This window comes from Streptomyces xiamenensis, assembly GCF_000993785.3.
GTDB classification, from domain to species: domain Bacteria; phylum Actinomycetota; class Actinomycetes; order Streptomycetales; family Streptomycetaceae; genus Streptomyces; species Streptomyces xiamenensis.
The window spans coordinates 679,140-693,597 of record NZ_CP009922.3; the positions used below are offsets into that span (position 1 = coordinate 679,140).

14 protein-coding genes are annotated in these 14,458 nt (G+C 71.7%); 7 read left to right on the top strand and 7 right to left on the bottom strand.

All coding sequences use genetic code 11. The features are described 5' to 3' along the window. Positions 1 to 222: 222 nt before the first annotated feature. From SXIM_RS03050 to SXIM_RS03060, 3 genes are all read left to right on the top strand, one after another. Positions 223 to 762 carry a hypothetical protein gene (locus tag SXIM_RS03050; RefSeq protein ID WP_030727809.1) on the top strand — a complete coding sequence of 180 codons (540 nt, stop codon included), beginning with the start codon at positions 223 to 225 and terminating at the stop codon, positions 760 to 762. 383 nt (positions 763 to 1,145) lie between these two features. Next, complete coding sequence (locus SXIM_RS03055) at positions 1,146 to 2,069, top strand: lysozyme (protein ID WP_030727812.1); 924 nt, start codon at positions 1,146 to 1,148, stop codon at positions 2,067 to 2,069. An 87-nt stretch (positions 2,070 to 2,156) separates the two neighbouring features. Further along, positions 2,157 to 2,828: a peptidoglycan recognition protein family protein gene (locus SXIM_RS03060; protein WP_030727815.1), complete on the top strand. Its 672-nt coding sequence runs from the start codon at positions 2,157 to 2,159 to the stop codon at positions 2,826 to 2,828. 14 nt (positions 2,829 to 2,842) lie between these two features. On the opposite strand, the gene SXIM_RS03065 is transcribed toward SXIM_RS03060, so the two are convergent. The 3 genes from SXIM_RS03065 to SXIM_RS03075 all read right to left on the bottom strand — a co-directional run bounded on the left by SXIM_RS03065 (position 2,843) and on the right by SXIM_RS03075 (position 5,022). After that, positions 2,843 to 3,673, bottom strand: a complete 831-nt coding sequence (locus SXIM_RS03065; RefSeq protein WP_053116074.1) for a DUF4232 domain-containing protein — start codon at positions 3,671 to 3,673, stop codon at positions 2,843 to 2,845. Beyond that, positions 3,657 to 4,136, bottom strand: a complete 480-nt coding sequence (locus tag SXIM_RS03070; protein WP_030727821.1) for an RNA polymerase sigma factor — start codon at positions 4,134 to 4,136, stop codon at positions 3,657 to 3,659. Before SXIM_RS03070 ends, SXIM_RS03065 begins: the two co-directional genes overlap by 17 nt. 64 nt (positions 4,137 to 4,200) lie before the next feature. Next, positions 4,201 to 5,022 carry an IclR family transcriptional regulator gene (locus tag SXIM_RS03075; RefSeq protein ID WP_234306763.1) on the bottom strand — a complete coding sequence of 274 codons (822 nt, stop codon included), beginning with the start codon at positions 5,020 to 5,022 and terminating at the stop codon, positions 4,201 to 4,203. 208 nt (positions 5,023 to 5,230) lie between these two features. Here SXIM_RS03075 and SXIM_RS03080 point away from each other — a divergent pair, with 208 nt between their 5' ends. From SXIM_RS03080 to SXIM_RS03095, 4 genes are all read left to right on the top strand, one after another. Next, a complete protein-coding gene (locus tag SXIM_RS03080; RefSeq protein WP_030727826.1) occupies positions 5,231 to 6,232 on the top strand; it encodes a 4-hydroxy-3-methylbut-2-enyl diphosphate reductase in 1,002 nt (333 codons plus the stop codon). 11 nt (positions 6,233 to 6,243) lie between these two features. Then, a complete protein-coding gene (locus SXIM_RS03085) occupies positions 6,244 to 8,055 on the top strand; it encodes a 1-deoxy-D-xylulose-5-phosphate synthase (RefSeq protein WP_030727829.1) in 1,812 nt (603 codons plus the stop codon). Next, positions 8,052 to 9,203 carry a flavodoxin-dependent (E)-4-hydroxy-3-methylbut-2-enyl-diphosphate synthase gene (gene ispG, locus SXIM_RS03090; RefSeq protein WP_199811763.1) on the top strand — a complete coding sequence of 384 codons (1,152 nt, stop codon included), beginning with the start codon at positions 8,052 to 8,054 and terminating at the stop codon, positions 9,201 to 9,203. The genes SXIM_RS03085 and ispG overlap by 4 nt, the downstream gene beginning before the upstream one ends. 388 nt (positions 9,204 to 9,591) lie before the next feature. After that, positions 9,592 to 10,206, top strand: coding sequence for a helix-turn-helix transcriptional regulator (locus SXIM_RS03095; protein ID WP_046725409.1), 615 nt, complete (start codon positions 9,592 to 9,594; stop codon positions 10,204 to 10,206). On the opposite strand, the gene SXIM_RS03100 is transcribed toward SXIM_RS03095, so the two are convergent. Genes SXIM_RS03100 through SXIM_RS03115 form a run of 4 tightly spaced genes read right to left on the bottom strand, consistent with a single transcriptional unit; the run spans position 10,186 to position 14,425 of the window. Continuing rightward, on the bottom strand, positions 10,186 to 10,998 hold the full coding sequence (locus tag SXIM_RS03100) for a transmembrane-type terpene cyclase (protein WP_030727837.1): 813 nt from the start codon (positions 10,996 to 10,998) through the stop codon (positions 10,186 to 10,188). The two genes, SXIM_RS03095 and SXIM_RS03100, sit on opposite strands and share 21 nt — an antisense overlap. A 29-nt stretch (positions 10,999 to 11,027) precedes the next feature. After that, positions 11,028 to 12,221, bottom strand: coding sequence for an acyl-CoA dehydrogenase family protein (locus SXIM_RS03105; protein ID WP_046722876.1), 1,194 nt, complete (start codon positions 12,219 to 12,221; stop codon positions 11,028 to 11,030). 9 nt (positions 12,222 to 12,230) lie between these two features. Continuing rightward, the gene (locus SXIM_RS03110) at positions 12,231 to 12,623 is read right to left on the bottom strand and encodes a limonene-1,2-epoxide hydrolase family protein (RefSeq protein WP_030727843.1); all 393 of its coding nucleotides are present in this window, start codon (positions 12,621 to 12,623) and stop codon (positions 12,231 to 12,233) included. Further along, positions 12,623 to 14,425 carry an FAD-dependent monooxygenase gene (locus SXIM_RS03115; protein ID WP_046722877.1) on the bottom strand — a complete coding sequence of 601 codons (1,803 nt, stop codon included), beginning with the start codon at positions 14,423 to 14,425 and terminating at the stop codon, positions 12,623 to 12,625. Before SXIM_RS03115 ends, SXIM_RS03110 begins: the two co-directional genes overlap by 1 nt. Between the last annotated feature and the right edge of the window lie 33 nt (positions 14,426 to 14,458).

Sequence of the window (14,458 nt, forward strand, 5' to 3'; positions counted from 1 at the left end):
GTGCCGGTGCCCGGTCAGGCTGTCACGCGGCGCCGGAAACCGGCAAGATCCCCCGGTTTCGGAGGGGCGGCGCCGGCGGCCGTGTCAGTTTCCTGCCGAGTCTTCCGGACGCCATGGCCAACGCGCGTAGACCTGGGGCAGCATGTCGGGGCACCACCTGCACGGTCATCTGATGAAATGCGCCCGCAATCCGGGCGCCCAGCAGGAGGGTTCCCCCCACCCATGAGAATCCGTTCGGTCCTCACCGCTCTCGCCCTCACCGGTGCCGCGCTGGCCGCCGCCCCGGCCGCCGGCGCGGCGTCCCCGTCCGTGTCCGCGCCGGTGTCCGCGGTCACGGATGTCACGCCGTACGCCACCAAGATCACCCACGCGCAGGCCACCTCGATGTTCCAGGCGGTCGGCATCACCTGGTCGTCCTCCGGCGGCTGCTCCAACCGCAACGTGTCCACCTGTACGTCCTTCGACCAGCTCAACCTGGAGTCGGCCCAGGGCGCCCAGACCCTCAAGCGGGCCAGCGGCTGCGCGCTCAACATCACCGGGGGCACCGAGACCGGGCACGCCAGCGGCACCTACAGCCACTGGAACGGCTACAAGCTCGACTACGGACTGAACACCTGCATCAACAACTACATCACCGGCAGCTTCACCTTCATCGGCAACCGGGCGGACGGCGCGGCCCAGTACCGGTCGGGCTCGGGCAACATCTACGCCCGCGAGGGCAACCACTGGGATGTGACCTACTACAACTGCGGCGGCTGCTGACGCCCCGTCCAGCAGTGTCCGCATCCGGCCCCGGTGACGGCATGTCACCGGGGTCTTCCCGTGCGCCCATCCGGGCCAGTCCGACCGCGTGTGCGATTACCAAGCAACTTTCCGAGTCCGAAAGTTCCCGGAGTCTACGCCCGTTGCACCAGGTCAGCGTCCTTTTCACTGGACTGGTCCACGGGGGGACGCCGAACTCCCTTTACTGGCGCCGGTTGGTGTGCGTGACTATTGGCGCGCACACTTCAAGACACGCCGAACGTACACCCCCACGTCCCCCCACACGACGACGCGGCGGCCCGGCCTGCCCTGCCCTATGACCGTCGGGCTGTTTGACTCGCTCTGTGGCACTCACCCCACATCTCTGTGCCAGGAGGTAGTACATGTCCATCCGACGTGCCCGGACCGCCGGATCCCGCCGGCGACGGCTGACCCTCGCCGGTGTCCTCGCCGCTTCCCTCACTCTGCTGGTCGCGCCGCTGAGCGCCACCGCCGCGACCGCCGCCGACACCGGGGCCGACGCCCCGGCCGGCGAGCCCACCACCCTGGAGGTGGGCGAGCTGGCCCCCGGAACCGCCTTCATGGGCGCCGGGGAACTGGCGCACGGCGACGCCACCCCGGACGACGCGCCGCAGTTCACCCCGTACGCGCCGACCGACGGCGTCCAGGGCATCGACGTCTCGCACTGGCAGGGCTCCATCAACTGGACCTCGGTGCGCAACTCCGGGATCCAGTTCGCCTGGATGAAGGCCACCGAGGGGACCAGCTACCGCGACCCCAGCTTCAACACCAACTACCCCGCCGCCCACGCCGCGGGCGTCATCCGGGGCACCTACCACTTCGCGCTGCCGAACTCCTCCAGCGGCGCGACCCAGGCCAACTTCTTCGCCTCCAACGGCGGAGCCTGGTCGGCGGACAACCTGACGCTGCCCGGCGTGCTGGACATCGAGTCCAACCCGTACGGCGCCCAGTGCTACGGCCTGTCCACCACGCAGATGCGCACCTGGATCCAGGACTTCTACAACACGTACAAGGCCAGGACCGGCCGTGACGTGGTCATCTACACCTCCCCGAGCTGGTGGAACACCTGCACCGGCAGCTGGAGCGGCATGGCGAGCCAGAGCCCGCTGTGGGTGGCCCACTGGACCACCGCCAACAGCCCCACCCTGCCCGGCGGCTTCAGCGTGCACACCGTGTGGCAGTACACCGACTCCGGTTCGGTGAGCGGCGTCTCCGGCAACGTGGACCGCGACCAGTTCAACGGCTCCCGCGACCGGCTGCTCGCGCTGGCCAACAACACCCCGTAGCGCCCGCTCCGGGGAGCCGGCCCGCGCGGCCGGCTCCCCGGGCGTTCCGTGTCCCACCCCCCGCACGCTCAGCACGAAGGAGATCCCATGTCCGGTGCCGATCTGACGCGGCGTCGTCTGCTGCTGGCCGGTTCGGCCGGCCTGGTGGCCGGTGGAACCGCCCTCGCCCTGTCCGGAACCGCAAGCGCCGCCCCCCGGTCGGGCCCCGTCGTGGAGCCGGACATCGACAGCACGGCCGTGTGGGGGGCCCGGCCGGCCTCCGGCACCATCACGGTGCTGGACAACCGGCCGAACAAGATCATCGTCCACCACGCGGCCGGTCCCAACAGCACGGACTACTCCCGCGCCCAGGCCCACGCGCACGCCAAGTGGGTCCAGAACATCCACATGGACGACAACGGCTGGTCCGACACCGGCTACCACTTCGTGGTCAGCCGGGGCGGCTGGATCACCGAGGGCCGCCACGAGAGCCTGCGCACCCTGCGCGCCGGGCAGGGACTGGTGCTCGGCGCCCACACCTCCGGGCAGAACTACGACGGCATCGGGATCTGCACCGAGGGCGCCTACCACGACGGGGCCACCCCGCCGCGGGCCCAGTGGGACGTCCTGGTCAGCCTGTGCGCCTACACCTGCCAGCGGTACGGCATCGCGCCCACCCAGCTGTACGGGCACAAGGACTTCAACGCCACCCTGTGCCCCGGGGTGCTGCACGACATGCTGCCCCAGCTGCGTACCGAGGTGGCGGCGGCCCTGGGCTGACCCGGCGGCCACGGTCAGTACACCACCGTCACCGACAGCAGGCCGACCGCCTCGTCGGTGCAGCCGGTGACACCCTCACGCGGCAGGAACAGCGCGTCCGTCTCGTCCGGCGGGTAGACCAGCAGCCCGGCGGCCGGGACGGGCGAGCACTCCTCGGCCGGATAGTTCTCCGCCCGGGCCAGCCGCAGATCGGCGCGGGCCGTGCCCCCGGGCTCCAGCTCCACCCGGAGCGCCTCGCCGCCCTCGGGCCCGCGCACCGCCGGGGCACCGATCTGCTCGCCGCCCTCGGCGGTCAGCAGCGACACCCCGGGGAAGCCGGTCAGCGTGCAGGCGGTGTCCCCGGTATTGGTGAAGGCCAGCGTGTACATGAGCGAACCCGCCCCGGCGTTCGGGTTCTCCACGCTGAGCGCGAGCGCCTCGGTGGCACACACCGAGGGGGTGCTCGCACCGGCCGTCTCGTTCCCCTCCTCCACGGGCGGTGTGTCGCCGGCGTCCGGTTCGGCCTGCCCGGTGGGCGGCGCGGCCGGCTCGTCGGAGGGTTCGGAGGACGGCTCGGGCGAGGGCTCGGCGCGCTGCTCGTCCCGGGGCGGAGGCTCGGCGGCCACCGGTGCCCGGCCCTGCTCCCCGTCGGAGCGCGCCATCGCGGCCACCACCGTCGTCCCGCCGGCCGACAGCACGACGGCCGCCGTCACCGCGACCAGCCGGCGTCTGCGCCGGGCGGCGGCGCGGTGCCGCAGCTCCTCGTACGCGCCCGGCGGCGGGTCCAGCCGCAGCTCGGCCGTGGTGAACGCCTCGGCGATCTCGGAGGGCTCGTGCGGCTGCTCGGAATCACGTGCTGATCTCATGAAGTCCCCTCAAGGCGGTGCGCAGCCGCTCGCGTGCCTGGTGCAGATCGCCCTTCACGGTGCCCGGGCGCCGGTGCAGCACGGCCGCGATCTCGGCGATCGGCAGGCCGGCGTAGTAATACAGCAGGACCGGCACCCGCAGCCGTGCGGGCAGCGCCTCCACGAGGCTGCGCAGATCGAATCCCTGGTCGGCGGCCGGGGCGTGCTCGCGTCGCCCGGCCAGCAGCCGGCGTACGGCGCCGCGCTCGTTCTCGCGTGCGCGCCAGTGGTCCTTGACCAGGTTGGCGGCGATGCTGAAGAGGTACGACTCGCGCCGGTCCACGGTGCGCCACCGCGCCCACAGGCGGGTGAACGCCTCTGACGCGATGTCATGGGCGACGCCGTCGTCATCCACCAGCCCCCGGCACCAGCCGGCGAGCCGCGGGTAGAAGTCGGTGAAGAACTCCTCAGCTTCCCTGTCCACGCCCCATAGACTCCGCACCGCCGCCTCCGGTTATCACAGAAGCATAACGAACCCGTGCGGGGTGTCAGCGGGTTCCGGCGGACAGGCTCTCCTCGATGGCGCCCACGGTGTCGAGCAGGGCGCGGCCCACGCTGCGCAGGTCCCGGTTGTGGACCGTGTCCCCGACCACCACCGCGGCCATCGGGCCCGAACGCCCCAGGCTGACGGGGGCGGCCAGTTCGACCAGTTCGGGGACGCAGCGGCTTCTGGCGTACGACAGTCCGGTGCGCCGGATCCGCTCGAACTCGCGGCGCATCGAGTCGGCGCCGGCCGCGCCGCGCCGGGTGCCCGCCGGTGCCCCGTCGCTGAAGTCCGCCGGATTGCGCATGGCCTTGGCCAGCAACAGCTTGCCCGCCGCCGACCAGTGCGCCGGGAAGGGGCGGCGCAGCGCGGTGGCGAGCCGGACGTGCTCCTGCCCGTACAGGGTGCCCACGTGCTGGATCCGGGTGCCGGAGAGCATCCCCAGGCTCACGATCTTGTGGGTGAGCTGGAACAGCTCGATCAGGTACGGGGTGACCGTGTGGCCCAGGCTGTGCAGCCGGGCCGGGCCGCTGGTGGAGGCCAGCTGGAAGAGATAGGTGCCCAGTTCGTAGGACTTGGACTCCATGCGGACGGCGAGGCCGAGGTCGGTCAGCACCCGCATGTGGCGGTGGAGTGTCGACTTGGGCTGGTTGACCAGGCGGGAGAGTTCGGAGAGGGTCAGCGGCCCGGGGGCCTCCGCCAGGGCCTCCAGTACGGCCATCGACTTGCGCAGCGGGCCGCCCGCGAGTCCGCCCGCGCCCGGGTCCGCCGCCTCGCCGGCGGCCGGCCCGGCGCAGGCCGCCCGGGGTTCGCGTCCACCGTCCACCGTGATGCTCCCGTCGCAGCAGCGCGTCCAACACGCTCATGGCTACCGGAACCGGGAGGCCGCGCTCAAGATCGGGAGGGTGCCGTGGCCCGTGGGACCGTGCGACCGGTCCCTTTGTGACAGCGTTCCCCGGGCCCGCCGCAGGCCCGTTCTGGAAAGTGGAAAGCGTCGTTGAGCGCACCGTCGCGGCCTTCTTACGCTGCCCGGCATGGCTGATGTGAGCTCGGACGAGTATGTGCAGAACGGAGTCACCCGTCGCATTCTGCTGGCCGGACCACGGTCCTTCTGCGCGGGTGTCGAGAGGGCCATCGAGATCGTCGAACGGGCTCTGGAGTCCCGGGGCGCACCGGTGTATGTCCGCAAGCAGATCGTGCACAACGTCTCCGTCGTGGATGACCTCGCCGGGCGCGGGGCGGTCTTCGTCGAGGAACTGGAGGAGGTGCCGGACGGTTCGACGGTGGTGTTCTCGGCGCACGGGGTCTCCCCCGCCGTGCGCGAGGAGGCGGAAAAGCGCGGGCTCGACGTCATCGACGGGACCTGCCCGCTGGTCGCCAAGGTGCACGCCAAGGCGCGGCGTTACGCGGCGCGCGGCGACACGGTGGTGCTGATCGGGCACGCCGGGCACGAGGAGGTGGAGGGCACCCTCGGGGAGGCGCCGGAGTCGATGGTGCTGGTCCAGACGGCCGAGGAGGTCCGGCAGCTGTCGGCCGACGACGCCCCGCAGATCTCCTATCTGACCCAGACCACGCTGGGCGTCGACGAGACGGCCGAGGTGGTCGACGCCCTGCGGGAGCGGTTCCCGCTGCTGTACGAGCCGCCGTCCGAGGACATCTGCTACGCCACCACCAACCGGCAGAACGCGCTCAAGGCAATCATCCCCGAGGCCGATCTGGTCCTGGTGGTCGGCTCGGCGAACTCCTCCAACTCGGTGCGCCTGGTGGAGCTGTCGCGGTACGCGGGCACCCCCGCCGAACTGATCGACACCGCCGAGGACATCCGGCCCGAGTGGCTGGAGGGCGTGCGCACCATCGGGCTGACCGGCGGCGCCTCGGCCCCGCCCGCCCTCGTCGAGGGGGTGGTCAGCGCGCTGTCCGCCTACGGTCCCGTCACGGTCGAGGAACGCGAGATCGCCCGCGAGACCGTGTACTTCGATCTTCCGTCGGCCGTGCGCGGCGACGCGCCCCGGCCGGCGGACGGCCTTTCCAGCTGAGTGGGTGAGACATGTCGACAAGTGTGCTCGACCGTGTATCGGGGCCCCGGTCCCTCAAGGAGCTGCACCGGGACCAGTTGCCCGCGCTCGCGCGGGAGATCAGGGACCTGCTCGTCGCGCGGGTGACCGCGGCCGGCGGGCATCTGGGCCCCAACCTGGGGGTGGTCGAACTGACCATCGCGCTGCACCGGGTGTTCGACTCGCCCACCGACCGCATCGTGTTCGACACCGGCCACCAGGCCTATGTGCACAAGATGCTCACCGGCCGGCGGGACGCCTTCGGCACCCTGCGCGCGCCCGGCGGTCTGTCGGGTTACCCGATGCGCCAGGAGTCGGAGCATGACCACGTGGAGAACTCGCACGCCTCCACGGCGCTGTCCTACGCGGACGGTCTGGCCCGCGCCCAGCGGCTGCTGGGCGAGGAGCACCGGCGGGTGGTCGCGGTGATCGGCGACGGCGCGCTGACCGGCGGCCTGGCCTGGGAGGCGATGAACAACCTGGGACGCTCCTCCCGCCCGGTGGTGATCGTCCTCAACGACAACGGGCGCTCCTACGATCCGACGGTCGGCGGCCTGGCCGAGCATCTGGCGGTGCTGCGGCGCGGCCGGCACGAGGGCCCGAACCTCTTCGAGAACCTCGGCTTCGCCTACCTCGGCCCGGTGGACGGCCATGACCTCACCGCGCTGGAGGAGGCGTACCGGCGGGCGGTGGAGCTGGGCTGCCCGGTCGTGGTGCACTGCGTCACCGAGAAGGGCCGCGGTTACGCGCCCGCCGAGAACCACGAGGCCGACCGGATGCACGGGATCGGCGTCCTCGACGCGGCGACCGGCCGGCCGCGGCCGGGCGGCTCGTCGGTCAGCTGGACGAAGACGTTCGGCACGGAGCTGGAGCGAGTGGCCGCCGAGCGGCCCGAGGTCGTGGCGCTGACGGCCGCGATGCTGGAGCCGGTGGGCCTGCGCGCGTTCTCGCGGCGCTTCCCCGAGCGGGTCTTCGACGTGGGCATCGCCGAGCAGCACGCGGCCACCAGCGCCGCCGGGCTGGCCATGGGCGGTCTGCACCCGGTGGTGTGTCTGTACGCCACGTTCCTGAACCGGGCGCTGGACCAGATCATGATGGATGTGGCGCTGCACCGGCTGCCGGTGACCTTCGTGCTGGACCGGGCGGGCATCACCGGCCCGGACGGCGCCAGCCACCACGGCATGTGGGACATGGCGCTGCTGGGCGCGGTGCCCGGCATGCGGGTCGCGGCCCCGCGCGATGCCCGTCAGCTCGGTGAGCTGCTGGGCGAGGCGGTGGCCACCCGGGACGCGCCGACGGCGCTGCGGTTCCCCAAGGGATCCCCGGGGCCCGACATCCCCGCCCTCACCCGGCTCGAAGGGCTCGACGTGCTGCACCGCACCCGCTCGCGTCCGCTGGACGTGCTGCTGGTCTCCGCCGGTGCGCTGGCGGGACCCGCGGTGCGCGCGGCGGAGTTGCTGGCCCGGCGGGGCATCGGGGTCACCGTCGTCGATCCGCGCTGGCTGCTGCCGGTCAACCCCACGCTCGTCCATCTGGTGTCCCGGCACCGGCTGGTGCTCACGCTGGAGGACGGGCTGCGGTCCGGTGGTGTGGGCGCGGCACTGACCCAGGCGTGCGCGGACGCCCGGATCGGGACGCCGGTGCACACGCTGGGGCTGCCCCGGGCGTTCCTCACCCACGGGGAGCGGTCCGCCATCCTCGCCGAACACGGTCTGAGCGCGGAGTCCGTCGCCGAGACCGTCCTGTCGCTGCACCGTGCCGTTCCGGCACCTCCCGTACCCCACTTGGAAAGGACACCGCGGTGACCCAGGTCGCGCTCGGTATGCCCGCTCCGCCGCCGCTCACGCTCGCCGACCGCCGCAAGACGCGGCAGTTGCGGGTGGGCTCGGTGGGGGTGGGCAGTGAACACCCGATCTCCGTGCAGTCGATGACGACGACCGTCACGGCGGACGTCAACGCCACGCTCCAGCAGATAGCGGAGCTGACGGCGGCCGGCTGCGACATCGTGCGGGTGGCCTGCCCCAGCGCCGACGACGCGGCGGCGCTGCCGCAGATCGCCAGGAAGTCCAAGATCCCGGTGATCGCCGACATCCACTTCCAGCCCAAGTACGTGTTCGCGGCCATCGAGGCGGGCTGCGCGGCCGTGCGGGTGAATCCCGGCAACATCAAGAAGTTCGACGACCGCGTCGGGGAGATCGCCCAGGCGGCGACCGAGCACGGCACCCCGATCCGGATCGGGGTGAACGCGGGCTCGCTGGACCGGCGGCTGATGGCGAAGTACGGCCGGGCGACCCCGGAGGCGCTGGCCGAGTCCGCGCTGTGGGAGGCCTCGCTCTTCGCCGAACACGGCTTCCACGACCTGAAGATCTCGGTCAAGCACAACGATCCGGTGATCATGATCCGGGCGTACGAGCTCCTCGCGGAGAGCTGCGACTATCCGCTGCACCTGGGCGTCACCGAGGCCGGTCCCGCGTTCCAGGGCACCATCAAGTCGGCCGTCGCGTTCGGGGCGCTGCTGCGCCGGGGCATCGGCGACACCATCCGGGTGTCGCTGTCGGCACCGCCGGTGGAGGAGGCCAAGGTCGGCGGGCAGATCCTCCAGTCGCTCAACCTGCGGCCGCGCAAGCTGGAGATCGTCTCCTGCCCGTCCTGCGGGCGGGCCCAGGTGGACGTCTACAAGCTGGCGGACGAGGTCACCGCCGGCCTGGAGGGCATGGAAGTGCCGCTGCGGGTCGCGGTGATGGGGTGTGTGGTGAACGGCCCCGGCGAGGCGCGCGAGGCGGACCTGGGGGTGGCCTCCGGCAACGGCAAGGGGCAGATCTTCGTGAAGGGTGAGGTGGTCAAGACCGTCCCCGAGTCCAAGATCGTGGAGACCCTGATCGAGGAAGCGCTGCGCATCGCCGAGGAGATGGAGCCCGCGGACGAAGGCTCTCCCACCGTCGTCGTGGGCTGAATGAGGGATTCCCCTGGCGGGAACGAGAACAGCCCGATCTCGTCGACTCCCCGAAGTCGGCCACAGTATGGTCTTTGCAGTTGTCTTTCCGACTGCCAATGACCGAATGAGGCCACTCTCGGGGAGTTTTGACGTGGTGACGAGGAAATGCACGAGAAGATGACCATGCGGCCCCAAGCCGTACTTCCGTGCCGGATCTTCGGTGTCGCCCGACCTCCACGCGTAAATTTCCCGGTCTCATGGACGCAACACAGGGGAAACGGGGGGAGAACTTTCTTCCTGAAACCATGGCGACCGGCGCCCGCCACGGCTCTTGCTGTATGCCCCGGCGAACGTCCTGTGAATTCTTGGAGGTCCTCCAGTGACGACCGACACCACGACACGCACCGTGAAAGCGATCGTGCGCGCACCCGATCCGCTCACCTATACGGCCGTGCGCAATCATCTGGGTTCGACGGCGAACATCGAGGTTGCCACCGGTGAATACCGGGGCCCGGTCGACGTCGCCGTCTTCGTCGCCGAGCGGATGACCGTGGAGGTCATGTCGGCGCTGCGCAGGCTCAAGGACTCCCTGGGCATACCGGTGGTGCTCATCCCGTCCGAGATCGACCGGGCCGAGCTGTTCGCCGCGGTGGAGTGCAACGTGGTGGCCGTGCTGCCGCGCGCCGCGGCCACCACCGGCCGCATCGAGGAGGCGGTGCTGACCGCGGCGGCCGGCGGCGGGGTGCTCCCGCCGAAGATGCTGGGCGAGTTACTGCGGCAGATCGAACGGATCCAGCGCGAGGTGCTCTCCCCGTCCGGCCTGCACACCTCCGGGCTGACCCCGCGCGAGATCGGTGTGCTGCGGCTCATGTCGGAGGGCCTGGACACCGCCGAGATCGCCGTCAAGATGTGCCTGTCCGAACGGGCCGTCAAGCGCGTCATCTTCGGGGTCACCCGGCGGCTGAACTTGCGCAACCGGCCGCACGCGGTCGCCTACGCGCTACGCAGCGGCGTCATCTGACCGCGCGCCCGCAGCCGTACGCCGGAGGGACGCCGGCGGCGGCGCGGCGCCGGGCTCCGGCAGCGGACCCGTCCCGGACGCGGGGGCACGCAGGGCCCACAGCGGCCGGCCCTCGCGGAGCATCGTGCGGCGCAGCAGCACGATGTAGGTGATGTCCAGGGCGACATACGTCACCACCAGGACCTGCAGCAGATGGTGCGAGGGGTAGACGACGAGGGCGGTCATCCCCGCGAACAGCGAGCCGGTGAACTTGGTGACCGCGATGTGCATCGACTGACCCGCGCTGGAACCGCGCCGCTTGAGCAGCAGCAGGAACGAGGCGCTCAGCGGCACCTGGATGATCATGCCGGTGTACATGCCGTCCCGGTCGTGGAACTCGTTGGCGCCCACCACCACGATCACCGCCGCCCACAGCAGCACCCCGGTCATCATCCACCGGAAGGCCCGCAGGGTGAGCGCCGGATAGTCGCGCGGCCCGTACCGGAACGCCAGATACAGCAGGACGACGTTGAAGACGCACCACAGGACATTGATCTGCCGTTGTGTCTCCGTCTGTTCCAGCACGAACGTCAGGCTGAACTCCCAGGCGAAGTTCACCGCCACCAGCGGGGCGGGGATGGCGGTCCAGCCCTCCCGCAGCGCGAGCCGGATCGCCAGCACATAGGTGGCGATCCAGCCCAGCGCCGTGGGTCCGGCCACGGACCAGAACAGCCAGCCGGGAACGTCGGCCGCCCCCACCGTGACCGGTGCGACCTGCGACATCGGGATGAGGAAGGGGGGCAGCCAGTCCATGGGGTTCCTTCGGGGCGGGGGCAGGGGTGTCAGAGGCTGGGGACGATGGAGTCGAGGCCGAAGAAGGAGCCGCCGTACAGTTCGTGGCCGACCTGGACGTTGAGCATCGCGTGCCGGGCGGCGGTGTTGGCGTCCCGCCAGTACTGCTGGAGCGGGTTGGCCTCGGCGAAGGACGCCGCCCCGTGGGCCCACATGAGGTCATCGAGGGCACCGGTCACCAGCTGGGCCGCCTGGGAGACGTCCCCGCGGATGCGGCGCAGCTCGCTCTCGGACAGGGCGACCGCCGCCGCGGCGGCCGCGTCGATGCTCTCCGCCGCCCGGCGCACGTGCATCCCGGCGGCGTCGACGGTGAGCGCGGTGCGGCCCAGCGAGGCCACGAACGCCCCCGAGTCCGGCTGGCGTTTGTAGACGGTCGGGGTGACGCCGCGCTGCGGAGCCCGCTGTTGGACGAAGGCGAGCGCGGCCTGGCCGGCACCCAGCACCACCGAGGCGCAGATGACCGCCATGGCCGCCACCGCAGGGGAGCGCAGCAGCGGGGGCAGCGAGACATCGGTGACGTGCGCCCGCCCCAGCTGGGTGGGCAGGGGCAGCACGCGGTGTGCGGGGACGAAGACCTCGTGGGCGACGGCTGTGTGGCTGCCGGTGGCGCGCATGCCCACCGTGGACCAGGTGTCCTCGACGGTCAGTTCGGCCACCGGGACCAGCACCGACAGGGGGCGTACGGTCTCCCCGTCGGGGCTCGTCTCCTTCGCGCTCAGGATCGCCCAGTCGTCGTGCAGGATCCCCGAGGCGTACGGCCACTGCCCGGTCAGCACATGGCCGCCGTCGGCCGGGACCGCCCGGCCGGGCGCCACGAACACCGAGGCGAGCTTCGCCCCCGGGTGGTCACCGAACACCTCGTCCCGGGCCCGGCGCGGGAAGCGGGTGGCGAGCAGGTTGGAGCCGTTGATGTTGTTGACCACCCAGGAGGTGGACGGGCAGTAGTGCGCCAGGGCCTTGGTGACCTCGCTCAGGGTGCGTACGTCGCCCTCCAGGCCGCCGTACTCCTTCGCGGTCCACACCATGCCCACCTGGGAGCTGTCGATGGCCCGCACCGAGGCGTCGGGCAGCCGCCGTTCGCGGTCGCCCTCGGCGACCCCGTCCGCGAGGACGGGCCCGATGGCGTGGACGCGTTCCACCAGTTCCGCGCACAGGCCCTTGCTGTCGGGTTGTGTGGTCGTCATGTCCGTTCCTCACCCTTCCTCGTCGTCGTCGGAGATGAGGCGGGTGATGTCGAAGTAGTCCCGCCAGGCGGCGATGCGGCCGTCGCGCACCTCGAAGGCGGCCATCACCTTGAGGTTGCGGGCGATGGGGGTGCCGTCGGTGCGCAGCATGTTCTCCACCCGCTCCACCAGGACGGTGTCGCCCGCGGTGGCGACGTGCCGGAAGCGGTACTCCAGTTGCGCGAAGTCGGCCGGCATGAGGCCGAGGATCTGCCCCTTGCCCACGCACACCGGGGAACCCGGGTTCTCCCACACGCAGTCGTCGGTCAGGTACCGGTCCACGGCCGAGCGGACGGCGGCCGGGGTCGGCCCCATCGCGGACAGGAACGCGCGGACGAGGTGTTCGCCGTCGAGGTCCGTCATCACGGCCGCCCCGTGGTCGCGCCCGCCGGCCGGCCCAGGGCACGGGCCAGGGCCTCGTCCAGTTCCCGCTCGGCGTACGGGCTCGCCGACGCCCCGCGCCAGGCGATGTGCTGGTCGGGACGGACCAGGACGGCGCCGTCGTCGCCCACCCCGCGCACGGCGGACCAGGCGCCCTCGGCGTCCCGGTAGCGTGCCGTCTCGTCGTCGGCGCCGATGGACACCACGTCCAGCGGCACGCCGTACGCCTGCGCCACCCGCTTGGCCGCGAGCCGCCAGCCGTCCGCCGCCGGCCCGGTGATCAGCACGAAGCCGCCCGCGCGGCCCACCAGGTCCTGGGTGCTGACGCGTTCGGCGCCCCGGGAGAGCCAGGCGTGCGGCAGCCGGTGGCCCGGCCGGGTGACGGGGTGGTGGGCGCTGCCCATGGGGTCCAGTGGCGGGCGCTCGGTGCCGTCCGGGACGAGGGCGCCCTGCTCGTAGTGGAAGCCGATCTCGATGTCGTGCGCCTGGTACTCCACGCGCTGGGTCGCGAACACCTCGGCCGTCCTGGCGCGCAGCGTGTCGCCCATCGGGGTGTCGGCGAACAGGGCGCGGAAGTTGGCCTGGGTGACCTCGGGCGGCGCGCCGGGCATCAGGCCCAGACCGGCGTGCAGCACGCCGTGGTTGCGGAAGGCGAAGAACGCCCACTCCATGGAGCGGCGCGCCACCGGCAGCCGTTCGGCCTCGTAGCTGTCCAGCAGCGCCTCGTCGGCGGTGCCGCCCAGGACGGCGGCCAGCTTCCAGGCGGCGTTGTGCGCGTCCTGGACCGCCGTGTTCAGCCCCAGGCCGGTGGCCGGCGGCTGGCGGTGCGCGGCGTCCCCGGCCAGCAGGACCCGGCCCACCCGGAAGGTGTCGGCGATGACCGCCTCCGGCGTGTACCGGCTCACCTGGTGCACGGTGACGTCCAGGTCGGGCAGCTTGAGCAGTTCCCGCACCCGGGCGATGGTGGCTTCCTCGCCCAGGTCCAGGTCGACGCCGGCCGGCAGGTGGAAGTGGAGCGCCCACTCCTCGGAGGCCAGGCCCCAGTGCGGGCCCATGGCGACCATGCCGTAGCGGGAGATGAGCCCGCCGTCGGGGCTGACGAAGTTGGTGATGAGCACCTTGTCGCCGCTCCACCACCGCGACAGGTCGGCGCTGAAGTGCACGGAGATGACGTTCCACGCGCCGCCCTGGCCCTCCATGGTGACGCCGAGGGTGTCGCCGATGCTCCGTCCGCCGTCGGCGCCCAGCAGATAGCGGGCCCGTACGGTGCGGGTGGTGCCGGTGGCCCGGTCGGTGATCCTGGCCGTCACCCCGTCCTCGTCCTGCGTGAACTCCTCCATCATGTGGTGGAAGCGCACCATGCCGGGGGCCCGTTCCTCGGCGTGCCGGCGCAGCAGCGGTTCGAGCCGGTGCTGCGGCAGGTTGGTGGAGGGGCAGGGGCTGTCGGCCGCGTACGGGACTTCCGTGCTGCCGCCGCCGAAGGAGTCCATCCGGTGCAGGTCCCGTGCGTCCAGGGGGCCGTCGCCCGCCAGGGAGGTGCGCCAGGCCACCTCGCTCATGTTGGCCAGCGGGGCGCTGAGCGCGTACACGTCGTCGGCGACGCCGTGCTGGCGGAAGATCTCCATGGTGCGCTGGTTGAGGTAGTGCGCTCTGGGCAGCACCGAGGTGGACTCGCGCCGTTCGACGAGCAGATGGCGGATGCCCAGGTCGGACAGGAACAGCGAGGCGGTGAGCCCGCAGCCGCCACCGCCGACGATGAGTACCGGTACGTCTTCGTCGATCATCGTTCGCTCTCCGGAAGGGGCCGTGTGCTGTGA

Coding starts and splice junctions, on each gene's coding strand:
- SXIM_RS03055 (WP_030727812.1), top strand. CDS start 1,146: ATGTCCATCCGACGTGCCCGGACCGCCGGATCCCGCCGGCGACGGCTG.
- SXIM_RS03100 (WP_030727837.1), bottom strand. CDS start 10,998: ATGGACTGGCTGCCCCCCTTCCTCATCCCGATGTCGCAGGTCGCACCG.
- SXIM_RS03115 (WP_046722877.1), bottom strand. CDS start 14,425: ATGATCGACGAAGACGTACCGGTACTCATCGTCGGCGGTGGCGGCTGC.
- SXIM_RS03085 (WP_030727829.1), top strand. CDS start 6,244: ATGTCGACAAGTGTGCTCGACCGTGTATCGGGGCCCCGGTCCCTCAAG.
- SXIM_RS03105 (WP_046722876.1), bottom strand. CDS start 12,221: ATGACGACCACACAACCCGACAGCAAGGGCCTGTGCGCGGAACTGGTG.
- SXIM_RS03065 (WP_053116074.1), bottom strand. CDS start 3,673: ATGAGATCAGCACGTGATTCCGAGCAGCCGCACGAGCCCTCCGAGATC.
- SXIM_RS03060 (WP_030727815.1), top strand. CDS start 2,157: ATGTCCGGTGCCGATCTGACGCGGCGTCGTCTGCTGCTGGCCGGTTCG.
- SXIM_RS03050 (WP_030727809.1), top strand. CDS start 223: ATGAGAATCCGTTCGGTCCTCACCGCTCTCGCCCTCACCGGTGCCGCG.
- SXIM_RS03110 (WP_030727843.1), bottom strand. CDS start 12,623: ATGACGGACCTCGACGGCGAACACCTCGTCCGCGCGTTCCTGTCCGCG.
- SXIM_RS03080 (WP_030727826.1), top strand. CDS start 5,231: ATGGCTGATGTGAGCTCGGACGAGTATGTGCAGAACGGAGTCACCCGT.